Annotated in this window: 21 protein-coding genes, 1 tRNA gene and 2 pseudogenes; 21 read left to right on the forward strand and 3 right to left on the reverse strand. The window is 37.6% G+C overall.

The features are described 5' to 3' along the window. Window positions 1-126: 126 nt before the first annotated feature. Window positions 127-381 (forward strand): HPr family phosphocarrier protein, encoded by a 255-nt coding sequence (locus JCM12304_RS03205; RefSeq protein ID WP_019377715.1) that lies wholly within the window; start codon window positions 127-129, stop codon window positions 379-381. A gap of 42 nt (window positions 382-423) precedes the next feature. On the opposite strand, the gene clpP is transcribed toward JCM12304_RS03205, so the two are convergent. Further along, complete coding sequence (gene clpP, locus JCM12304_RS03210; protein WP_019377714.1) at window positions 424-1,014, reverse strand: ATP-dependent Clp endopeptidase proteolytic subunit ClpP; 591 nt, start codon at window positions 1,012-1,014, stop codon at window positions 424-426. A 212-nt stretch (window positions 1,015-1,226) separates the two neighbouring features. Between clpP and JCM12304_RS03215 the strand changes: the two genes are divergently transcribed. Further along, window positions 1,227-1,300: transfer RNA gene (locus JCM12304_RS03215), tRNA-Arg, on the forward strand. A gap of 271 nt (window positions 1,301-1,571) precedes the next feature. On the opposite strand, the gene JCM12304_RS03220 is transcribed toward JCM12304_RS03215, so the two are convergent. Then, window positions 1,572-2,096, reverse strand: a complete 525-nt coding sequence (locus tag JCM12304_RS03220; RefSeq protein ID WP_060678523.1) for a shikimate kinase — start codon at window positions 2,094-2,096, stop codon at window positions 1,572-1,574. Between the two features lie 127 nt (window positions 2,097-2,223). On the opposite strand from JCM12304_RS03220, the gene aroD reads away from it, so the two are divergent. The 9 genes and pseudogenes from aroD to JCM12304_RS03265 all read left to right on the forward strand — a co-directional run bounded on the left by aroD (window position 2,224) and on the right by JCM12304_RS03265 (window position 11,577). Continuing rightward, the gene (gene aroD, locus JCM12304_RS03225) at window positions 2,224-2,991 is read left to right on the forward strand and encodes a type I 3-dehydroquinate dehydratase (protein WP_060678524.1); all 768 of its coding nucleotides are present in this window, start codon (window positions 2,224-2,226) and stop codon (window positions 2,989-2,991) included. Between the two features lie 87 nt (window positions 2,992-3,078). Then, window positions 3,079-4,443, forward strand: coding sequence for a sigma-54 interaction domain-containing protein (locus JCM12304_RS03230; RefSeq protein ID WP_060678525.1), 1,365 nt, complete (start codon window positions 3,079-3,081; stop codon window positions 4,441-4,443). Between the two features lie 233 nt (window positions 4,444-4,676). Next, window positions 4,677-5,372, forward strand: a complete 696-nt coding sequence (locus tag JCM12304_RS03235; protein WP_019377642.1) for a CoA transferase subunit A — start codon at window positions 4,677-4,679, stop codon at window positions 5,370-5,372. Between the two features lie 22 nt (window positions 5,373-5,394). Beyond that, window positions 5,395-6,069, forward strand: a complete 675-nt coding sequence (locus tag JCM12304_RS03240; protein WP_060678526.1) for a 3-oxoacid CoA-transferase subunit B — start codon at window positions 5,395-5,397, stop codon at window positions 6,067-6,069. A 16-nt stretch (window positions 6,070-6,085) separates the two neighbouring features. Then, a pseudogene (locus JCM12304_RS03245) lies at window positions 6,086-6,861 on the forward strand (3-hydroxybutyrate dehydrogenase). A gap of 19 nt (window positions 6,862-6,880) precedes the next feature. Then, window positions 6,881-8,059 carry a thiolase family protein gene (locus tag JCM12304_RS03250; RefSeq protein WP_060678527.1) on the forward strand — a complete coding sequence of 393 codons (1,179 nt, stop codon included), beginning with the start codon at window positions 6,881-6,883 and terminating at the stop codon, window positions 8,057-8,059. A gap of 27 nt (window positions 8,060-8,086) precedes the next feature. Continuing rightward, window positions 8,087-9,370: a GntP family permease gene (locus tag JCM12304_RS03255; protein WP_019377638.1), complete on the forward strand. Its 1,284-nt coding sequence runs from the start codon at window positions 8,087-8,089 to the stop codon at window positions 9,368-9,370. Between the two features lie 325 nt (window positions 9,371-9,695). Further along, on the forward strand, window positions 9,696-10,052 hold the full coding sequence (locus tag JCM12304_RS03260) for a DUF485 domain-containing protein (protein WP_060678528.1): 357 nt from the start codon (window positions 9,696-9,698) through the stop codon (window positions 10,050-10,052). After that, window positions 10,049-11,577, forward strand: a pseudogene (locus tag JCM12304_RS03265) (solute symporter family protein). Before JCM12304_RS03260 ends, JCM12304_RS03265 begins: the two are co-directional and overlap by 4 nt. A 234-nt stretch (window positions 11,578-11,811) precedes the next feature. On the opposite strand, the gene JCM12304_RS03270 reads toward JCM12304_RS03265, so the two are convergent. Next, window positions 11,812-12,201, reverse strand: coding sequence for a reverse transcriptase-like protein (locus tag JCM12304_RS03270; protein WP_060678529.1), 390 nt, complete (start codon window positions 12,199-12,201; stop codon window positions 11,812-11,814). A gap of 208 nt (window positions 12,202-12,409) precedes the next feature. On the opposite strand from JCM12304_RS03270, the gene JCM12304_RS03275 reads away from it, so the two are divergent. The 10 genes from JCM12304_RS03275 to JCM12304_RS19885 all read left to right on the forward strand — a co-directional run bounded on the left by JCM12304_RS03275 (window position 12,410) and on the right by JCM12304_RS19885 (window position 21,648). After that, on the forward strand, window positions 12,410-12,658 hold the full coding sequence (locus JCM12304_RS03275) for a glutaredoxin family protein (RefSeq protein WP_019377634.1): 249 nt from the start codon (window positions 12,410-12,412) through the stop codon (window positions 12,656-12,658). Window positions 12,659-12,801: 143 nt separating this feature from the next. Beyond that, a complete protein-coding gene (locus JCM12304_RS03280; RefSeq protein ID WP_060678530.1) occupies window positions 12,802-13,821 on the forward strand; it encodes a sugar-binding transcriptional regulator in 1,020 nt (339 codons plus the stop codon). A 48-nt stretch (window positions 13,822-13,869) separates the two neighbouring features. After that, window positions 13,870-14,877, forward strand: coding sequence for a type I glyceraldehyde-3-phosphate dehydrogenase (gene gap, locus JCM12304_RS03285; RefSeq protein WP_060678531.1), 1,008 nt, complete (start codon window positions 13,870-13,872; stop codon window positions 14,875-14,877). A 174-nt stretch (window positions 14,878-15,051) separates the two neighbouring features. Beyond that, entirely contained in the window at window positions 15,052-16,233 is a 1,182-nt protein-coding gene (locus JCM12304_RS03290; protein WP_060678532.1) for a phosphoglycerate kinase, read from the forward strand. A gap of 22 nt (window positions 16,234-16,255) precedes the next feature. Further along, complete coding sequence (gene tpiA, locus JCM12304_RS03295) at window positions 16,256-17,014, forward strand: triose-phosphate isomerase (RefSeq protein WP_060678533.1); 759 nt, start codon at window positions 16,256-16,258, stop codon at window positions 17,012-17,014. Next, a complete protein-coding gene (gpmI, locus tag JCM12304_RS03300) occupies window positions 17,011-18,549 on the forward strand; it encodes a 2,3-bisphosphoglycerate-independent phosphoglycerate mutase (protein ID WP_060678534.1) in 1,539 nt (512 codons plus the stop codon). The genes tpiA and gpmI overlap by 4 nt, the downstream gene beginning before the upstream one ends. A 32-nt stretch (window positions 18,550-18,581) precedes the next feature. After that, entirely contained in the window at window positions 18,582-19,868 is a 1,287-nt protein-coding gene (gene eno / locus JCM12304_RS03305; protein WP_060678535.1) for a phosphopyruvate hydratase, read from the forward strand. A 184-nt stretch (window positions 19,869-20,052) separates the two neighbouring features. Further along, complete coding sequence (locus JCM12304_RS03310; RefSeq protein ID WP_060678536.1) at window positions 20,053-21,006, forward strand: nucleoside hydrolase; 954 nt, start codon at window positions 20,053-20,055, stop codon at window positions 21,004-21,006. Window positions 21,007-21,071: 65 nt separating this feature from the next. After that, window positions 21,072-21,470 (forward strand): nitroreductase family protein, encoded by a 399-nt coding sequence (locus JCM12304_RS03315; protein WP_256200750.1) that lies wholly within the window; start codon window positions 21,072-21,074, stop codon window positions 21,468-21,470. Window positions 21,471-21,477: 7 nt separating this feature from the next. Next, window positions 21,478-21,648 (forward strand): hypothetical protein, encoded by a 171-nt coding sequence (locus JCM12304_RS19885; RefSeq protein ID WP_256200751.1) that lies wholly within the window; start codon window positions 21,478-21,480, stop codon window positions 21,646-21,648. Window positions 21,649-21,779 lie beyond the last annotated feature (131 nt).

Below are 21,779 nucleotides of genomic sequence, written 5' to 3' on the forward strand. Positions count from 1 at the left end.
ATAATACGGATAATTTATAGAAGAATGATATTTGGCGATTAGGTCGCAGAAGATATAGCTCTACTGCCGATTATCTAATAATATACTGTGATAGCGCTTACGTGAAAAATGGGGAGGATGAGTATTTTGGTGGAAAAATCCGTCAATGTTGAATTGGAAACAGGTTTACAAGCAAGACCAGCAGCACAGTTTGTACAAGAAGCAAACCGTTATTCGGCGAATCTGTTTCTTGAGAAAGATGGGAAAAAAGTGAATGCAAAAAGTATTATGGGTTTAATGAGTCTGGCGATTACAAATGGGGAGAACATTACATTGATTGCAGACGGTATTGATGAAGAAGAGGCAATACATCATTTAAGCTCATTTGTTTCAAATATATAAAAAACTGCCACCAGGGTTTGGCCTCCCGGTGGCAGTAATTTTTTATTTATCGGTATTTCTTGTTAAAATTTTGTCAATCAGACCATAATCAACTGATTTTTCAGCTGTCATGAAGTTATCGCGATCTGTGTCCCGTTCAATTACTTCAATTGGCTGGCCAGTGCGTTCTGATAAAATCTCATTAATTTTTTCGCGCATCTGAATAATGCGTTTAGCATGGATCTCGATATCTGTTGCTTGTCCTTGAGTTCCACCTAAAGGCTGGTGAATCATAACTTCACTATTTGGTAATGCATAGCGTTTACCCTTCTCGCCAGCAGCAAGTAAAAAGGCACCCATGGATGCAGCCATACCTGTACAGATGGTAGAAACATTTGGTTTAATAAATTGCATTGTATCAAAAATTGCCATACCAGCTGTGATAGAACCACCTGGAGAGTTGATATATAAGGAGATGTCCTTATCTGGATCTTCTGCTTCCAAGAAAAGTAATTGGGCAACAATGGAGTTAGCCACGTTATCATCAATGGCACTTCCAAGCATGATAATACGATCTTTCAATAAACGTGAATAAATGTCATATGCGCGTTCCCCGCGGTTTGTTTGTTCAATAACTGTAGGAATTAGGTTCATAAATTTATTTCCTCCTTTATCAATACGTTCTATGTTTATCATAACCAATAGGTCAGTGAAGGTCAAACAAAAACGCTCTACATTTTTCTCCTTAAAACTACTTTCAAGCTTTCCCAGATAAATATAAAATAAACATCTTTTTTGTTAAAACACTTGTATAACAATCCAGGAAGCGTTATAATATCCATTGTGTCAAATAAATATAGTCCTATGCGCCCATAGCTCAGTTGGATAGAGCTTTGGTTTCCGGTACCAAGTGTCGGGGGTTCGAATCCCTCTGGGCGCGCTAAATAAAATCAGGCCCCTTAAGATTAAGGTGAAGCCTGATTTTTTTGTTTACGTACTTTTGTGTATCATTACTTATAAAAGAGTCGCTTATTGTAGGCTATCAATATGTTGACAGACATTAGGGGGATGAAAAGGTAGCTCAATGTCTATCAACGCCTCTATGACGGACATTGCGGCAAAGAAACTGGAGCTTAATGTCTATCAACGCCTCTATGACGGACATTGTGACAAGGAAACCGGCACTTAATGTCTATCATCGTCTTCAGCTATTATTGTAAAGCTATCTCCTCTGTTTCCTTTTTAATTTGGATCGCAGTCTCGGTTACTGTCTGGTGATCCGTTTTAATTCTAATGTGATTTCTTTCATAAATTTCTTGACGGGTATCAAATAACTGTTTAATTTCATCTATACTTTTCCCTTGTAGTAAAGGCCTGTCAGAAGTTAGTTCATCCAACCTTTGCAACCATGCTTCCCATCCAATTTCTAAATAAATAACGATTCCGTTCTCAAGGCAAGCATCCCTAACTTCATTTTGCAGAAAGGCTCCTCCTCCTAAAGAAATAACTTTATTTTTCTGTTCCACAAAGTGAATGACCATTCTTTTTTCTTCTTGACGAAATACCACTTCTCCATACTTTTCAAAAATCTCTGTCGTTTTCAAGTTATATTTTCTTTCAATTTCCTTATCTAGATCAATGAATTCGCGGTTCATAAGATTTGCAAGTTCTTGCCCGATAGTTGTTTTTCCACTGCCCATAAATCCAATTAAAATAATACTAGTATTCTTCTCCATAGTTTCTCCTTTACTGTCTGATTAATTAAAATAAGTATAAGGCAAATTAATTTTTTTGTAAAAAAGCGTATGGAAAATGGTAAACTATCAGTAAATTGATTTCCTGATAGAAATGGAGAGGGCGATTATGAAATTAGTACAAATAGGAAACGTAAAAATAGGAGAAGGCCAGCCAAAGATTATAGTGCCAATGGTAGGGAAAACGGATAAAGTACTGCTAGATGAGGCAGAAAGTATAGTTGGATTGCAACCAGATATAGTTGAATGGAGAGTAGACAAGTATGAAGGAGTTGAACAAATCGATGCTGTAATATCCCTCTTAGAGAGTTTGAAAAAAGTTTTAATAGACATTCCTATCTTATTTACCTTTCGAACCATAAAAGAGGGGGGAGACTGCAAAATAAACCACTCCTTTTATTGGACTTTGCTGGAAGCAATAGCTAAAACAGGGCAGATTGAACTAATTGATGTGGAATTATTTTATGATAAAAAAGACATAATAAAGGAATTCATAGAAAAAGCACAAAGACACAATACAAAGGTGGTTATATCAAATCACGATTTTACAAAAACCCCTTCTAACGAAGAACTCAGCTTTCGACTTTATCAAATGGAAAAATTAGGAGCAGATATATTAAAGATTGCTGTTATGCCACAGAGTAGTAGAGATGTGTTGAATTTGATGCATATCACTTTGTCTGCAAGAGAAAATGGAGTTCAACAGCCAATGATCACTATGGCTATGGGTCAATTAGGAATGATCAGCAGGTTTTCTGGGGAACTATTTAGTTCAGCTGCCACTTTTGCAGCAGGTAACCAGGCTTCGGCACCTGGACAGGTTGACATTCATTCATTAAGAAAAGGTTTAAATCTATTGAGCTGGCAATCAGAATAAATAGTTCGAGTTTTAAAAGTGGACATTTGAAGGCTAAAGAGATAAGAAATAAAAGTGGACGGATGGTCTAAAGGGAGAATCAACTGTATGCTACACTTTAACAGTAAATATAAGGATGAGATTTTCGAAACAGTTTTAGAAAATGCTTACCATTGTTTTGTAATTGTCGATGCTAAAGGACTTATTACATATATGAATAAAACGTATTGTGATTTTATTGAGGTAAACCGAGATGAGATTATTGGCAAACATGTGGAAGAAGTTATCGAGAACACACGTATGCATATTGTGGCAGGAACCGGGATTGAGGAAATAGCAGATCTTCAATATATACGCGGAAATCACATGATAGCAAACAGAATTCCTGTTTATGCTAATGGAGAAATTGTTGGGGCTGTTGGAACGGTCCTTTTTCGTGATACAAAAGAATGGATGAAGATGAATAGCCATATTAAGGACCTTATGCTTGAAGTGGAACATTATAGAAGTCAATTAAATGACAGATATGGAGTTACCTATTCATTGCATGATATTGTAGGGAGTTCTCCACAATTAAGTAAAATTAAAAATCAGGTTAAAAAGGTGGCTCCGGGTGATGTTACTATTTTACTGAGGGGAGAAAGTGGAACAGGTAAGGAATTATTTGCTCACAGTATTCACCATCTGAGTGAGCGGAATCAGAAACCTTTTATTAAAGTCAATTGTGCTGCCATTCCCGAGCATTTACTGGAATCAGAGTTGTTTGGTTATACAGAAGGTGCTTTCACAGGTGCAAAAAAAGGTGGCAAATTGGGTAAATTCCAACTTGCTGATGGAGGCACGATCTTCTTAGATGAAATTGGAGATATGCCATTGAATGCTCAAGTGAAAATTTTACGTGTATTGCAAGAGGGAGAAGTAGAGGCGATTGGGTCAGTACAAACACAGAAGATCGATGTAAGAGTTGTAGCTGCAACAAATCAATCATTGGAAAAATTAATTCAAGAAGGGCGTTTCCGTGAAGATTTGTTCTATCGAATTAATGTAATACAGCTCCATATTCCTTCATTAAATGAACGGGCGGATGATATACGAGTTTTAGCAAAATATATTTTAACTAAAGTGACAAATCGTTCTGGAAAGCGAGTACTGTATTTTGACCCACAGGTACTTGAATTTCTCACTAATTATTCTTGGCCTGGTAATATTCGTGAATTGGAAAATGTAATTGAGTCAGCTGTACATTTGTCAACGAGTGAAACAATTACGATGGAAGATTTACCGGATCATTTAAAAAAAGATATAGCGTTAGGAATCCCAACAGGAAGCTTGAAAGAAACATTGGATCAGGCAGAAAAACAAGCATTAACAACAGCATTACATCAATCAAATGGTGATAAAATAGAAGCTGCAAAACGTTTAAAGATAGGTAAGTCTAGTTTTTATGATAAACTTAAAAAATATAACTTATAACATTCCGAGATTCCGGAATACATTTCCGAGATAATGGAATATGATTTCTTGATAATTAGAATAGTCTGTCAATGCTTCTGAGAATAAAAATAAGAGTAACGCAAAGCTCTTTTTCCGAATTTCCGGAAAAGAGCTTATTTTAATTATTGTACTATACTCATTGCTAAGCGCTTTTTCCTTTGAAAAAGTTGGCATGATTATTGCATATTTAATTGTGAGAGGAGTGGAAGAAAATGAAAACAATTTATACATCATTTAGTGAAGCAATACAAAATATTAATGACGGATCCACAATTATGGTAGGAGGATTCGGGCTTGTTGGTATACCTGAAAACTTAATCCTCGCTCTTGTGGAAAGTAATGTAAAACACCTCACGGTCATCTCTAACAATTGTGGTGTAGATGATTGGGGACTTGGATTACTCTTAAAAAATAAGCAAATAGACAAAATGATTGGGTCTTATGTTGGGGAGAATAAAGAGTTTGAACGCCAAGTATTAGCAGGAGAATTAGAAGTGGAACTAAATCCACAAGGGACGCTTGCAGAAAGAATACGAGCTGGTGGAGCTGGCATACCTGCTTTTTATACACCGGCGGGAGTAGGAACACCAATTGCAGATGGCAAGGAAGTACGCATATTTGATGGAAAAGAGTATGTGATGGAAACTGCTTTAAAGGCCGATTTTAGCTTAGTTAGAGCAACTAAGGGAGATACACATGGAAACCTTGTTTTTAATAAAACAGCACGTAACTTCAATCCAATGATGGCAGCTGCAGCTAAAGTAACAATAGCTGAAGTTGAAGAGCTAGTTGAAGCAGGAAGTATTGATCCGGATCATGTTCATACCCCGGGGATCTATGTCCAAGGACTAATCGAAGGTAAACAAGAAAAGAAAATAGAACGTTTGACATTAAGGCAAGAAGCATAAAACGAATAGGAGGGTAACGATAATGTTAAAACAAATCGATAAAGCAGCAACTCGAGAAAGAATTGCACGTAGGGCTGAAAGGGAAATTAAGAATGGTTTTTACGTCAACTTGGGTATTGGTATGCCGACAATGGTAGCAAATTATATCCAGCCTAATAAGGAAATGGTCCTTCAATCTGAAAATGGACTGCTGGGAATCGGGAAATCTCCATTGCAAGATGAGGTTGATCCTGACTTAATCAATGCGGGAAAGGAAACTGTAACAGCCGCTACCGGAGCTTCTTATTTTAGCAATGCTGAATCTTTTGCCATGATACGCGGCGAACATTTAGACTTGGCTATCCTTGGAGGAATGGAAGTATCTGAAACAGGTGATTTGGCAAATTGGATGATCCCTGGAAAGATGATTAAAGGAATGGGCGGGGCCATGGATATTGTTCATGGTGCTAAGAAAATAGTTGTTATTATGGATCATGTAAATAAACACGGAGAGCCAAAAATTCTTAATCAATGTAAGTTACCACTAACTGGTAAACAGGTGGTGGATCGAATCATAACTGATCGTGCAGTGATAGATGTAAAAGAAGATGGCCTGCATCTTGTGGAAGTGGCTGATGGTTGGACTGTTGAGGATATAGTTGCTTCAACAGAGGCAAAACTGCAAATCGGTGAACATGTCATACTGGCTTCATATTAAAAGGAGGTACTGAAGAATGGTGGAAAATAAAGTTGTTTTCATTACAGGTGCTGCTAGTGGGATCGGCTATGAAATCGGTGTTGGTTTTGCAAAGGAAGGCGCTAAAGTTGTATTTTCTGACATTAATAAAGAAAAAGTGGAGGAAGTGGCTGATAGGCTAAAGAGTGAAGGTTACTCTTGTATTGGTATAGCATGTGATGTAACTAATGAAAAAGAAATTCAGTCAGCGATTGAGCAAACCACAAAGAAGTATGGAAGGTTGGATGTACTTGTTAATAATGCAGGTTTGCAGCATGTTGATTCTATTGAAGATTTTCCAACAGAGAAATTTGAATTAATGACTAAGATAATGCTGGTCGCTCCATTTACAGCAATTAAACATGCATTTCCCATTATGAAAAAACAAGGGTATGGTCGGATTATTAATATGGCCTCTATTAATGGTCTTATCGGTTTTGCAGGAAAAGCTGCTTACAATAGTGCAAAACATGGATTGATTGGATTAACAAAAGTAGCGGCGCTTGAAGGTGCTGCAGATGGAGTTACGGTGAATGCTATCTGTCCTGGCTATGTAGACACCCCGTTGGTGCGCAACCAGTTGGAAGGTTGGCTGAGAATAGGAATATTTCATTAGAAAAAGTACTAGAAGAGGTCATTTATCCACTAGTTCCCCAAAAGCGCCTGTTGGAGGTAAAAGAAATATCTGACTATGTTATGTTCTTAGCTAGTGATAAAGCAAAAGGTGTGACAGGCCAAGCAGTGGTAATCGATGGTGGTTATACAGCTCAATAAGTAAGAAAAGAGGGATAAAATGAACGAAATATATATTTTAGAAGGTGCGCGAACTCCTTTTGGTACATTCGGTGGAATACTCAAAGATGTAGATCCAACAGATTTGGCTGTAACAGCAAGCATGGAAGCATTTAAAAGGAGTAACGTAAATCCAGAGGAAGTAGATTTAACAGTAATGGGTAATGTCATTCATTCTGCTAAAAATGCGCCATATCTAACGAGGCATGTAGCCTTAAAAAGCGGTATACCTGTAGAAAAGCCTGCATTAACGGTAAATCGATTATGTGGGTCAGGTCTGCAATCTGTCGTGTCAGCAGCACAATCACTAATGCTCGGTGAAGCTAACGTAGCGTTAGCTGGTGGCGTTGAAAGTATGAGTTTAGCTCCATATGCACTTAGAGGGACCAGATTTGGTACAAAACTAAGTGCTCCGCAAGTTGATGATATGCTTTGGGCTTCATTGACAGACGAATATATCGGATCAGGCATGGGTGTTACTGCTGAAAATCTTGCTGACAAGTACAAGATTAGCAGGGAAGAACAGGATGAATATGCAGCTCTTAGTCATCAACGTGCTGCAAAAGCCCGTGATGATGGGAAGTTTATGGAGGAAATTGTACCAGTTGAAATAACTTCCAGAAAAGGAACTACAAAGCTTGATACGGATGAGCATATTCGTGACGACACTACAACAGAGAAACTTGCCAAGCTTAAATCAGCTTTTAAAAAAGAAGGAACGGTTACAGGCGGAAATGCCAGTGGAATTAATGATGGAGCAGGAGCGCTTATCATAGCTACTGGGGATTATGTTTCCAATAAAAACCATAAACCCTTGGCTAAAATTATTTCCTGGGGAATAGCTGGTGTTGATCCATCCATTATGGGGATAGGGCCAGTTCCAGCAATACAGCAAGCGTTGAAAAGAGCAAACTTGACCATAGAGGATATGGATCTTATAGAGGTTAATGAGGCATTTGCTTCTCAATATCTTGCAGTGGAAAAAGAGTTGGAGCTTGATCGAAGTAAAGTGAATGTTAATGGAGGAGCTATTGCTTTGGGGCATCCTATTGGGGCTAGTGGTACGAGAGTGCTTTATTCGCTATGTAAGGAACTTAAAAGACGAGATCTGACCTATGGGGTAGCTTCGCTCTGTATTGGCGGAGGGCAAGGGATAGCGATGGTTGTTCAAGTAAATTAAAACAGGATTCAGGGGAGGGGTTTATATATGTTTGGTATTTTACTTGGTTTACTTGTTTTAATGGTATTAGCATACTTAGGGTGGTCTATCATTTGGGTAGCGCCGATAGCTGCTGGTGTCGTAGCATTAACTGGGGGGCTAGATATACTTGAAGCATATAAAGACACATATATGGGAGGATTTGTGTCCTTTGCAAAGGCATGGTTTCCTGTTTTTATGCTAGGGGCTATATTTGGTAAATTAATGGAGGATACAGGTATGGCCAGATCAGTTGCAGTTGCATTAACCAAGATTATCGGCACAAAACGAGCTATTCTTGGTGTTCTGGCTTCTGCAGCTGTACTCACCTATGGAGGAGTTAGTCTATTCGTAGTCGTTTTTGCGGTATACCCATTAGCACTATCTTTATTCCGTGAAGCTAACATTAGCAGAAGGCTAATCCCTCCTACTGTAGCTTTAGGCGCCTTTACCTTTACAATGACAGCAATACCTGGAACTCCGCAAATTCAAAACTTAATACCTATGGATTATTTCAAAACGGGTCCCATGGCGGCTCCTGTTATGGGTATCATTGGCGCTGTTATTATGGCTGGTGGTGGATACTTTTATCTTCGCTGGAGGGAGAATACATTAACAAGAAATGGAGAAACCTTCACGGAACCAGAAGATAAAAATGTACTGGAAAAAGAGACTGGGGCTCCAGCTTTTTTGCTATCTATATTACCGTTAGTAGCTGTATTGGTGACATTAAATGTGTTTAAGTTTGATATAATTACTGCTTTAATAACAGGTATTCTATTAATCATGATATTAAATATAAACAAATTTAAAAAGTTTGTTACAGCAATTAATGGCGGGGCGATCGGATCTGTGACTGCAATTGTTAATACAAGTGCAGCAGTAGGCTTTGGTACAGTAGTAAAAGTGGTCCCCGGGTTTGAAAAATTAACAGAAATCTTAATGGGGATAAAAGGAAACCCTCTTATATCAGAGGCGGTTGCAGTTAATATACTAGCGGGAGCAACAGGTTCAGCATCCGGCGGTATGGGTATCGCATTGGAAGCACTTGGTTCAAAATATTACGAGATAGCTATGAATAGTGGGATTTCACCTGAAGCATTTCACAGAATAGCTTCTCTTTCTTCCGGTGGATTGGATGCGCTTCCACATAATGGTGCTGTATTAACTTTGCTTACAATAACGGGTATGTCTCACAAAGACAGCTATAAAGATATATTTGTAGTTGCCGTGCTAATTCCGGTTATTGCGGTTGTAATTGCCATTTTATTTGCTTCTCTTGGAATATATTAAACTAACAATTGTCTGTGTTATAGCTTAAATTAAAAGAGGCTGTGACACTAATCTTTTATACAATGAAAATCCGAACCAATTCGTAATACTATTGAATCTTGGTTCGGATTTCTTTTTTTACGAGCAGGACCCACCTTTTTAAATGTTGGTCTTTACAATTAACTATTTAATTATGTTCCAGGCCTTTTTATTTATACGTGACTTTCGTCTCAATTTTTAAACTTCAATTAAATTATATTGAATTTTCAATACTATTTGTATATTATTAAACTATTGAAAATTATGCAATAAAGTAGATTTAGTTCACAAATGAAGGAGGATGTAAATGAGTTTTGAAAGCGGTATCAAAAATGAGGACAATGTACAAAGCTCAACAGTATATGAGCGTGTTGCTGCAAGTAGGTCTTTTAAGAAACTTATTCGGGAAAGGAAAAAATTTATTATTCCTTTAACAGTCTTTTTTCTTGTGTTTTATTTTGCTCTTCCGGTTTTAACTTCCTATTCAACCATACTTAATTCACTTGCAGTAGGAGAGATTTCTTGGGCATGGATATTTGCCTTTGCGCAGTTTGTCATGACTTGGGTACTTTGCATTGTATATGTGAAAAAGTCCGCTTCTTTCGATAAGCAGTCAGAGAGAATTATTGATGAGCAACTTAATGAAGGAGGAAATACGAAGTGAACTTGACTGTTATTACTCTCTTTTTAATTATTGTAATCGCAACATTAGTAATTACATATTTTGCAGCTAAGCGGACACAAACAACAGGAGATTTTTATACAGCAGGTGGAGGTCTCACAGGCTAGCAGAATGGCTTGGCAATCTCCGGAGATTATTTGTCAGCAGCTTCTTTTCTTGGAATAGCCGGTGCTATCGCTCTTTATGGATTCGATGGTTTTTTCTATAGTATTGGTTTTTTAATTGCTTACCTGGTCGTTATGTTTTTAGTTGCAGAACCATTGAGGAATCTAGGTAAATATACGCTTGCTGATATGATAAATGCTCGATTTGATGCAAAGAAAGTACGAGGGATGGCAGCTTTAAGTACCATACTATTGTTATATTTTATATGATTGCTCAGTTAGTTGGAGCAGGTGCACTTATACAATTATTATTCGGAATAGACTATTGGATTGCTGTTCTTATAGTTGGTGTGATGATGACTATTTATGTCCTGTTTGGAGGTATGACTGCTACAAGCTGGGTACAAATTATAAAGGCTGTCCTCCTTATGATTGGTACATTGATTATAGCAGTTCTGGTATTAGCTAAATTTAACTTTAATTTATTGTATATGTTTAGTGAAATGAAAACAGTTACAAGCCATGGTGGAGATTATCTCAATCCAGGTTTAAAATATACAGATCCAATGGATACTATATCTTTAATGCTTGCTTTAGTTTTAGGTACTGCTGGCCTGCCACATATTCTCATGCGCTTTTTTACAGTAAAGGACGCCAAGACTGCAAGAAGCTCTGTAGTAACTGCAACATGGATTGTTGGTATCTTCTATGTGCTTACAATATTCTTAGGCTTTGGTGCAGCAGCTTTCGTGGGGAACGAAATTATTACAGAAGCGAACCCGGCTGGAAATATGGCTGCCCCATTATTGGCAAAGGCTCTCGGTGGAGATTTTCTCATGTCTTTTGTTTCTGCTGTAGCATTTGCTACAATACTGGCGGTAGTGGCAGGGCTTGTCCTATCGGGAGCTTCAGCATTTGCTCATGACATTTATGGCCAAATTATTAAAAAGGGACAGGTTTCAGACAGACAGCAAATGCTTGCAGCCCGTTATGCATCGTTAGGGGTTTCGGTTTTTTCTATTTTGCTTGCATTATTTGCGCAAACAATGAACGTAGCTTTCCTTGTATCACTGGCATTTTGTGTGGCAGCAAGTGCGAATCTGCCTGTTATTCTCTACACTATATATTGGAAGCGATTTAATACAACGGGAGCACTTAGTGCCATGGCATTCGGGTTAATTTCAGCTCTTATTCTTGTTTCCATGAGTCCAAACGTATTTTCGCCTGTGGAAGGTGCCGCAATTTTTGTCGGTGAACCACTATTCCCATTAACTAATCCAGCTATTATATCTGTTCCTCTGGGCTTTATTGGAGGATATGTTGGAACAGTATTGTCAAAAACAACAGATATGAAAAGGTATGCAGAAGTAAAGGTGAAAGCAAATACAGGCTTCAGAGAATAGAAAATAGAAGAGGGTAGGACAAAAAATTATACATTGAAAATCCGAACCGATTCGTACTACTAATGAATCGTGGTTCGGATTTCTTTTTGAAAAAATTAGCGAAGCGTATTTCCGGAAAGGGGCTCCCAGACTCTAGAATGTTCGTCTTTAGAATAGTGCTATTTAGTTATCTTCAAACCTCTTATATTACTTTTAAAGAATGTTGATGGATAGTTAACATTGATTAAATATAGCTTATTCTAGATAAAGGGCTTTTCTAGCCAATTTGTCAGCATTTGCGTTTTGTTTCTCCGGTATCCATTTAATGAAAAAGTGGGGAAAGTGTTTTGCTTCCTCCTTAATTTGTTCGAGAAGAGAACGATAGATAGTATTTTTAGTATAATCTTTTTCAATTGTGTCAACGACAAGTTTGGAATCCGATCGAAAAGATAAAATAGCTGCAGGGAACTCCTTCCTGCATATCTTTAAAGCTTGAAGCACTGCATGGAATTCAGCCTCATGGTTTGATAATATACCTAAAGGAATCGAATACGTAAAATGGTTGTCCCCAGCTTTAATAAATATTCCGGCCCCACTAGTACCAGGATCTCCTTTTGCAGCTCCATCTGTATAAACTAGTATCATTATCCGCTCACCCTTCCATTACCTTTACTTTTATTATATTAAAAAGAAAGATCTTAGTAGTAAAGAATCATGTTGTTTTAAAAAAAATAAGTCGAAGAAAACTACTTTAACTAAAAATTTCAATTCTAGTGACAGAAAGGTTTAAATGTGGCAAAATAAACTGAAAAGAAAACTTTGCTGATTAAAGTACAGAAGGAGTATAATGTCAATGTTAAAAGTCATTTTTTACACCAAAGAAGTTTGCTCCCTTTGTGATGATGCTATGGCATTATTGCATATGCTTCAACATGATTACCCTTTTGAAATAGAAGAACGGGATATTTATACAAATGATGAGTGGCTGGAACGATATCAATTATTAATCCCTTTTGTTAAAATAAATGATATCACGTTGGATTGTGAAGAAGTTAATATTGATTCTCTTGAAGAAGCAATAAAGAAATATGCAAGGGAATAAGATTTTCCCCTGCATATTATTTGTAACTATATCTATCTATGCTATAATTAACATTGTAATCAAAGATTTTGTTTTTTTTACTCACTTTGGGACATAATATAACCATCCGGGACAAAAATAGACCAGAGAGAAGGAGACTTTTAATGAGAGAACTTATTGAATTACAAAAGTTACTTTTGCCTGATCTTCTGGATGTTATGGAACAAAGGTACTCCGTCCTAAACAGTGTAGATTTATTCCAACCAGTTGGAAGACGTACCCTAGCCGAGAACACAGGTCTCACTGAGCGTGGTGTACGTAGTGAAATAGATTTCCTGCAAAAACAAGGCCTTGTCCAGATTACCTCAAGGGGAATGTTTATTTCAAAAGAGGGTAAATTACTTTTAGAGCGCATGGCTGGCTTTATTAGTGAGTTAAAAGGTCTACATGTTTTGGAAAGCCAATTGAAGGATAAATTAAATGTAGGTAATATCCTTATTCTTCCCGGAAATAGTGATCAATATGACTGGGTAAAACAAGAAATGGGTAAAGCTTGTGTCTCTTATCTAAAAGAGATTTTAAAGAATCAAAGTACGATCGCTGTAACAGGAGGCACAACAATGGCTGCAGTTGCTCAAGTTATGCATCCTTTACGTAAAGATCCAGATTATATCTTCGTTCCTGCACGCGGAGGCATTGGGGAAAAAGTAGAAAATCAGGCAAACACAATTGTTGCAGAAATGGCTGGAAAGTCAAAAGGGGAGTATCGCCTGCTATATGTTCCAGATCCATTAAGTGAATCAGCTTATAATTCAATTATTAATGAACCATCTGTAAGTGATATATTAGCCCAGATTAAGGGAGCTAACATTGTGTTGCATGGGATAGGTGATGCAATGACAATGGCTGATCGCCGTAAAACAACCGAAGCTGTTTCCGCAGTGCTCATTAAAAATAAGGCAATCAGTGAAGCGTTTGGATATTACTTTGATGCTGAAGGAAATGTCGTACACAAAGTACGTACAGCGGGCATACAGTTGGATGATTTACAAACGGTGGAAAATGTAATTACGATAGCCGGAGGAAAGTCTAAAGGCAAAGCCATCGCGTCGTATTTTAAACAAGGAAAAAGTAATTTATTAATTACAGATGAAGCAGCAGCAAAAGAAATTCTAGATATTTAGGGGGAGCTTCCCTTTTTATATAAAATTTATTTCTTAGGAGGAATTATCATGGCAGTAAAAGTAGGAATTAATGGTTTTGGAAGAATTGGACGTAACGTTTTTCGTCAGTCTCTTAAAAATGATGAAGTGGAAGTAGTGGCAGTAAATGACCTTACAGATGCTAATATGCTGGCACACCTTTTAAAATATGATTCAGTTCACGGGCAATTGGAAGAAGAAATTACTGTAAATGGTTCTAACCTAGTTGTAGGTGGAAAAGAAATAACAGTTTTATCAGAACGTGACCCTGCAAATCTTGGGTGGGGTGATCTTGGAGTAGAAGTAGTAATTGAATCCACAGGCCGATTCACTAATGGAGAAGATGCCCATAAGCATATCGATGCTGGAGCGAAAAAAGTAGTTATCTCGGCTCCTGGTAAAAATGAAGATTTAACTCTAGTAATGGGTGTGAATGATAGTGAATATGACCCTGCGAAGCATAACATCATTTCAAACGCATCATGTACTACAAACTGTTTAGCTCCTTATGCAAAGGTTTTGCATGATAAATTTGGAATCAAACGTGGTTTAATGACTACTATCCATTCCTATACAAATGATCAGCAAATTCTTGATTTACCACATAAGGATTATCGCCGTGCACGTGCTGCAGCACAGAACATTATTCCAACAACAACAGGTGCTGCTAAAGCGGTTGGAAAAGTTTTACCAGAGCTTAACGGTAAGTTAAATGGTATGGCTGTACGTGTTCCAACACCAGATGGTTCACTTGTGGATCTTGTTGCTGAACTAGATAAAAATGTTACAGCAGAAGACGTTAACGAAGCATTAAAAGAAGCAGCAAATGGAGATTTAAAAGGAATTATGCAATATAGCGAAGAGCCACTTGTATCAACAGATATTGTTGGTAACACGCATTCTTCTATTGTAGATGGTCTATCAACAATGGTTCTTGAAGACAATATGGTGAAAGTTATCTCTTGGTATGATAACGAAATGGGCTATTCTTCACGTTGTGTTGATTTAGCTGCATTCTTAAAAAAGCAAGGACTATAAGTGAAAAATAATGGAGGAGGAGCTGATCCTCTTCCATTTTTGCTTTCCTGTGAACCGATTTACACAATACGAGCGTTCACACTCTTAATCGATTATAATGGTTAATGAACGTATTTTAGGGGAAAACCTATAATGAAATACGAATACATAGAGATGATCTAGGAGGGTGTAATAATGAACAAAAAAACATTAGAGGAATTTAATGTAAAGGGTAAAAAAGTTTTCTGTCGTGTAGATTTTAATGTTCCAATGAAAAATGGAGAAGTTACTGATGATACTAGAATTAAGGCTGCATTACCTACAATTAATTACCTTTCCGAACAAGGAGCTATTGTAATCCTCGCAAGTCATCTTGGTAGACCAAAAGGTGAAGTTGTAGAAGGGTTAAGACTTGATCCTGTAGCAAAACGATTAAGCGATTTGATTGGTAAAGAAATAGTGAAAACAGATGCCGTTTATGGCAAAGAGGTTAATGAAGCAATTTCTCAGGTAAGTGATGGAGATATTGTGTTAATTGAAAATGTTCGTTTTGAGCCAGGTGAGGAAAAAAACGACCCAAGTTTGTCTCAAGCATTTGCTGATATGGCTGATGTATATGTTAATGATGCGTTTGGAGCTGCCCACCGTGCTCATGCATCTACAACAGGTGTTGCGGAGAAATTGCCTTCAGCAGCAGGCTATTTAATGCAAAAAGAAATTGAAGTACTTGGCAAAGCGCTGGAAAATCCCGCTAGACCATTTACAGCAATTATTGGCGGAGCAAAAGTAAAAGACAAAATTAATGTAATTAATAATTTACTTGATAAGGTTGATAATTTAATTATTGGTGGAGGCCTCGCCTATACATTTATTAAAGCAAAAGGATTCGAAATTGGTAAATCTTTGCTAGAGGAAGACAAAATAGATTTGGCAAAAGACTTTATTGCTAAAGCTAGCGACAAAGGTGTCAATCTGGTTTTACCCGAGGATGCAATAGTGGCTGATGATTTTTCTGAGAGTGCAAACACCCAAACAGTGGACATTGACAAAATCCCTTCTGATTGGGAAGCACTGGATATTGGACCAAAAACGAGAGAATTATACAGAAAAATAATTGCAGAGTCCAAGCTGGTTATCTGGAACGGTCCAATGGGTGTATTTGAAATGGAAGCCTTCGCCGGTGGAACTAGAGAAGTGGCTGAGGCCCTTGCAAAAACTGAAGGTTATACAGTAATTGGAGGCGGAGATTCTGCAGCTGCTGTGGAGCAATTTGGTTTTGCAAAAGCAATGGATCATGTTTCTACAGGGGGAGGGGCTTCTTTAGAATTTATGGAAGGAAGAGCCCTGCCAGGAGTAGAAGCACTTGATAATAAATAAATGATGTAAAGGAGAGGTGAAAATGAGAAAAACAGTTATCGCAGGTAATTGGAAGATGAATAAAGTAATGTCAGAAGCAAAAGGTTTTATGGATGAAGTAGTAAAAAAAGCGCCAAATAGTAATAAAGTCGAAATGATTGTTTGTCCACCATACCCTTTTTTGTCTACATTAATTAAACAAACTGAAGGGTCAAATGTTAAGGTAGCTGCACAAAATATGCATTTCGAGGAAAATGGAGCCTTTACAGGAGAAGTTAGTCCGCTAATGTTAAAGGACCTGGGAGTAACTCATGTTATTCTTGGTCATTCAGAGCGTCGAGAGTATTTCGCTGAAACCGACGAAACAGTGAACAAAAAGACACATGCTGCTTTTAACCATGGTCTCATTCCTATCGTGTGTGTTGGAGAAACATTAGAACAGCGTGAAGCTAATGAGACGATGAATCACGTAGAAGGACAAGTAAAGGAAGCGTTAAAAGGTTTATCTGAACAGCAAATTGCTGAGACAATTATTGCTTATGAGCCTATTTGGGCAATAGGTACTGGTAAAACAGCTTCCAGTGAAGAAGCGAATGAAGTATGTACACATATTCGAAATGTGATTAAGAAAGTTACATCTGAAGAAATTGCAGAAAAAGTTATTATTCAATATGGAGGCAGCGTAAAACCAGCAAATATCGATGAGTTACTTAGCCAATCTGATATTGATGGAGCTTTGGTCGGTGGAGCTAGTTTAGAAGCTGATTCCTTTCTACAGCTTGTGGAGGCTGGTAAGAAATGACGCAAAATAAATTGGCGGCTTTAATTATTCTTGACGGGCTAGGCTTGCGAGACGAAGTAAGTGGAAATGCTGTAAAACAAGCCAATACGCCTAATCTTGATCGCCTTTGGGAACAGTATCCACACAATCAACTGACAGCAAGTGGTGAAGCTGTTGGACTACCCGAAGGTCAGATGGGAAACTCAGAAGTGGGTCACTTGAATATTGGTGCTGGTAGAATCGTTTATCAGAGCTTAACCCGTGTCAACTTATCGATTAAAGAAGGCGACTTCTTTGAAAAAGAAGCGTTTTTAAAATCAATTAATCATGCTAAAGATAATGATAAAGCCTTGCATATATTTGGATTATTATCGGACGGTGGGGTTCACAGTCACATCAATCATTTATTTGCACTATTGAAATTGGCTAAAGAATGCGAATTAGAAAAAGTATATGTACATGCTTTCTTGGATGGACGAGACGTCGGGCCACAAACAGCAGAGAAATATATTAAGCAAACAGAAGATAAAATGAAAGAATTGGGTGTTGGCAAATTAGCCACCATTTCAGGTCGATATTATTCCATGGACCGTGACAAACGTTGGGATCGGGTGAAGAAGGCGTATGATGCAATGGTTTATGGTGAAGGACCTTCCTATTCCGATCCATATGAAGTGATCAACGACTCATATAAAAACGGCATTTATGATGAATTCGTAATTCCTTCAGTTATCACTGATGAGGATGGTGAGCCTGTAGGCAAAGTTCAAGATGAAGACTCTATCATCTTTTATAATTTCCGACCTGATCGTGCGATTCAGATTTCTCGCACCTTTGCGAATGAGGATTTCCATGATTTTGATCGGGGAGAACATGTACCAAAGAATTTAGACTTTGTTATGTTAACTAATTTCAGTGAGACAGTCGATGGCTATGTAGCATATGAGCCTGTTAACTTGGATAATACAGTTGGAGAGGTTTTATCCCAAAACAACCTTAACCAATTACGGATTGCTGAAACAGAAAAATATCCACACGTCACTTTCTTTATGAGTGGTGGAAGAGAAGCAGAGTTCCCTGGTGAAAAAAGGATTCTTATAAATTCACCAAAGGTAGCTACTTACGATCTAAAGCCTGAAATGAGTGCATATGAAGTAACTGATGCATTGCTGAAAGAGTTGGATGGTGGTAAACAAAATGCGATCATTTTAAATTTTGCCAATCCGGATATGGTTGGACATTCAGGTAAACTTGAACCCACAATTAAGGCTATCGAATCAGTAGATGAATGTCTGGGCAAAATCATAGACAAAATTAACTCACTTGGAGGTAGTGCTATTATTACTGCTGACCATGGAAACTCAGATGAAGTTGTAACACTTGAAGGAGATCCTATGACAGCTCATACAGTTAATCCAGTACCGGTTATTGTAACAAGAGAAGATGTTGAGTTACGTGATGGTGGAATTCTTGCAGATCTATCGCCAACATTACTTGATCTTTTAGGTATTGAGAAACCGGATGAAATGACAGGAACATCATTAATTAAAAAATAAATTGATCATATAAGACAAAAGGAGAGATTTTCATGCCATATATTACCGATGTTTACGCTAGAGAAGTTTTAGATTCACGCGGAAATCCAACAGTTGAAGTTGAAGTATTTACCGAGTCAGGTGCATTTGGAGCAGCTCTTGTTCCTAGTGGAGCGTCTACTGGGGAATACGAAGCAGTTGAATTACGTGATGGGGATAAGGATCGTTATTTAGGTAAAGGCGTTTTAAAAGCTGTTCAGAATGTAAACGAAGTAATTGCACCTGAATTGATTGGAATTGACGTAACGCGTCAAAATATTATTGATGCGCTAATGATTGAATTGGATGGCACAGAAAATAAAGGAAAGCTTGGTGCAAATGCTATTCTAGGTGTTTCCATGGCTGCAGCACATGCAGCAGCTAGCTTCCTTGAAATTCCTTTATATAATTATTTAGGTGGTTTTAATGCGAAAACATTACCAACCCCAATGATGAATATTGTGAATGGTGGGGAACATGCAGATAATAATGTGGATATTCAGGAGTTTATGATTATGCCTGTAGCAGCGTCAACCTTCCAGGAAGCTTTACGTACTGGAGCTGAAATTTTCCACTCCTTAAAAAATGTATTGAAGAAAAAAGGCTATAATACGGCTGTGGGAGACGAAGGTGGCTTCGCTCCAAATCTTGGATCCAACGAAGAAGCACTACAAACAATCGTAGAAGCAATTGAAGCTGCTGGCTACAAACCAGGAGAAGAAATTAAATTAGCAATGGATGTTGCTGCTTCGGAAATTTATGAGGATGGAAAGTATAATCTCAAAGGGGAAGGTGTTACTCGGACTTCATCTGATATGGTTGATTGGTATGAAGAAATGGTTAACAAATATCCAATTATCTCTATTGAAGATGGATTGGATGAAAATGACTGGGAAGGTCATAAGTTATTAACAGAGCGCCTCGGAGACCGCGTGCAGCTCGTAGGTGACGACTTGTTTGTAACAAATACAGCTAAACTAGCTCAAGGTATCGAGCAAGGTGTTGGGAATTCTATTCTGGTTAAAGTAAATCAAATTGGCACACTTACAGAAACCTTCGAAGCAATTGAAATGGCAAAACGTGCTGGTTATACTGCTATCATTTCTCACCGTTCTGGTGAAACGGAGGATGCAACTATTGCTGATATCGCTGTAGCTACGAATGCTGGGCAAATTAAAACTGGAGCACCATCTCGTACAGACCGCGTAGCTAAATACAATCAGTTACTTCGTATTGAAGATGAATTGGCTGGTATGGGAGAATATGCTGGTCTAAGTGCTTTTTACAATTTAAATAAATAAGTATATATTGAAAAGAGGCAGACAACGGTCTGCCTCTTTTCATTTTGACCAAAGATCAAAAAAGCTAAAAACCCAGTGTCCCCCTTTATCGGCAAGAGGAGTAGAAAGGGAAAATAAGCCAATATGTATAAGACGAGCGGTCAACTCGATATAATATACTAAAATCTGTAAAGTGGGGGAATGTATGAAAAAAAAAGTACTTGTATTTGGCGATATAGGAATTGATGATACTGTTGCTCTCTTATATGGATATTTTAAAGAAGAAATCGAAATTGTAGCCGTTGTGGCGGATTATGGAAACATCTCCAGGGAAAACGCTATAGCAAATATAAACTATGTTCGAAAACTTTTACCACATACATCTGAATTGGAAAGAGTTAAATTTATTGCAGGTGCTTCTGTTCCCATGACAGGAGAGTTACCAACTTTTGTTACTGAAATACATGGAGAATTTGGCCTGGGGCCTATTATACCTCCATTAGGAATGAATAATGGAACTACTGAAAATTTTCATCACGTAGTAGAAATCATCGAGAAATATCAAAAAGAGCTAATCATCGTAAATATAGGTCGGCTCACCTCTCTTGCGACGATGTTTATTCTATATCAATCACTGATGAAGACAGTAAAGGCTTATTATATTATGGGTGGTGCATTTTGGGTGCCAGGAAATATTACTGCTGTTTCAGAAGCGAACTTCCATGGTGATCCTGTAGCTGCTGCAATTGTGCTGAATTATGCTCGTAATGTAACAATAATACCTCTTAATGTAACTCAACATGCAATTGCTACTCCTCAAATGATAAAATATATTGATCAAACAGGAAAAATATCCATACTGAAACCAATGTTGGACTATTATTATAATTTTTATAAAAAGAGAGATCCTTCTATTCAGGGTAGTCCCTTACATGATGTGCTTACACTAATGGCTGTTGCGCATGATGATTTACTGTCTTATCAGGAACTCCCAGTCACTATCGTAGTCTCTTACAAAGGGGTTGAGCGTGGCCAGAGTATTGCTGATATTAGACCATATACAGAGAGCGAAGCTAAAAAGCATCGTATTGCATTTGTTCTGAATTACCAAAGGTTCTATAGTGATTTCATGACTGTCATGTCAGGAAGATATTTTTAATTATAATATTAAAGCAATTTTATGATATTCTTGAAATAATGCTTAGCTAAAAAGAGGTGAGTGCAATGACTATCTTACATACCCTTAAAAATCGTAGAAGTATCCATACATTCAAGAAGATAAACATTCCTTCTGACATATTAAAAGATATCTTTACCTATGCATCTTACGCACCCACACACTACATGACAGAACCATGGGAATTAATTGTATATCAGGATGAAGGGAAAAGCAGCTTTATTCAATCGATTCTTTCAAGCTATGAGCGTATCGGTATGATAAAACCTAATAATGAACCTAAGGCAGTAAAAATGAAGGAATCTATGAGGGATTTTCTTATGGATATCCCACATCATGTCCTTATTTACTTTGATAGAAAGCAAGACCAGATTCGATATGAAGAAGAGTACGCTGCAGTTTTGTGCATTTATTCAAAATGCGCAATTAGCTGCTTGGGAATATGAGGTGGGAATGCTTTGGACAATTACTCCATATATGCATGACCCATTATTTGCTAGGGATATAGGGCTTGGGGAGAATGTGAAAATAGCTGCTGTTCTGCAAGTAGGTTATCCAAAATCCATTCCTAGAAATAAAGGAAGAACACCGATTGAACAGAAAATAAAATTTATTACAGAGTAAAATAAGATTTAATTGTAAATATTGAAGGACAAACATTCACGCGTAATTTGATAGTAGGAGGGAAATGCAAACTATAGAAAAACGATCGGCTGCAAAATAGATAAAACAGCAGTAGGGCATAGTATACGCTG

The organism is Virgibacillus halodenitrificans JCM 12304 (assembly GCF_001310895.1).
GTDB classification, from domain to species: domain Bacteria; phylum Bacillota; class Bacilli; order Bacillales; family Amphibacillaceae; genus Virgibacillus_Q; species Virgibacillus_Q halodenitrificans.

Coding starts and splice junctions, on each gene's coding strand:
- clpP (WP_019377714.1), bottom strand. CDS start 1,014: ATGAACCTAATTCCTACAGTTATTGAACAAACAAACCGCGGGGAACGC.
- JCM12304_RS03220 (WP_060678523.1), bottom strand. CDS start 2,096: ATGGAGAAGAATACTAGTATTATTTTAATTGGATTTATGGGCAGTGGA.
- aroD (WP_060678524.1), top strand. CDS start 2,224: ATGAAATTAGTACAAATAGGAAACGTAAAAATAGGAGAAGGCCAGCCA.
- JCM12304_RS03230 (WP_060678525.1), top strand. CDS start 3,079: ATGCTACACTTTAACAGTAAATATAAGGATGAGATTTTCGAAACAGTT.
- JCM12304_RS03235 (WP_019377642.1), top strand. CDS start 4,677: ATGAAAACAATTTATACATCATTTAGTGAAGCAATACAAAATATTAAT.
- JCM12304_RS03240 (WP_060678526.1), top strand. CDS start 5,395: ATGTTAAAACAAATCGATAAAGCAGCAACTCGAGAAAGAATTGCACGT.
- JCM12304_RS03250 (WP_060678527.1), top strand. CDS start 6,881: ATGAACGAAATATATATTTTAGAAGGTGCGCGAACTCCTTTTGGTACA.
- JCM12304_RS03255 (WP_019377638.1), top strand. CDS start 8,087: ATGTTTGGTATTTTACTTGGTTTACTTGTTTTAATGGTATTAGCATAC.
- JCM12304_RS03260 (WP_060678528.1), top strand. CDS start 9,696: ATGAGTTTTGAAAGCGGTATCAAAAATGAGGACAATGTACAAAGCTCA.
- JCM12304_RS03270 (WP_060678529.1), bottom strand. CDS start 12,201: ATGATACTAGTTTATACAGATGGAGCTGCAAAAGGAGATCCTGGTACT.
- JCM12304_RS03275 (WP_019377634.1), top strand. CDS start 12,410: ATGTTAAAAGTCATTTTTTACACCAAAGAAGTTTGCTCCCTTTGTGAT.
- JCM12304_RS03280 (WP_060678530.1), top strand. CDS start 12,802: ATGAGAGAACTTATTGAATTACAAAAGTTACTTTTGCCTGATCTTCTG.
- gap (WP_060678531.1), top strand. CDS start 13,870: ATGGCAGTAAAAGTAGGAATTAATGGTTTTGGAAGAATTGGACGTAAC.
- JCM12304_RS03290 (WP_060678532.1), top strand. CDS start 15,052: ATGAACAAAAAAACATTAGAGGAATTTAATGTAAAGGGTAAAAAAGTT.
- tpiA (WP_060678533.1), top strand. CDS start 16,256: ATGAGAAAAACAGTTATCGCAGGTAATTGGAAGATGAATAAAGTAATG.
- gpmI (WP_060678534.1), top strand. CDS start 17,011: ATGACGCAAAATAAATTGGCGGCTTTAATTATTCTTGACGGGCTAGGC.
- eno (WP_060678535.1), top strand. CDS start 18,582: ATGCCATATATTACCGATGTTTACGCTAGAGAAGTTTTAGATTCACGC.
- JCM12304_RS03310 (WP_060678536.1), top strand. CDS start 20,053: ATGAAAAAAAAAGTACTTGTATTTGGCGATATAGGAATTGATGATACT.
- JCM12304_RS03315 (WP_256200750.1), top strand. CDS start 21,072: ATGACTATCTTACATACCCTTAAAAATCGTAGAAGTATCCATACATTC.
- JCM12304_RS19885 (WP_256200751.1), top strand. CDS start 21,478: ATGCTTTGGACAATTACTCCATATATGCATGACCCATTATTTGCTAGG.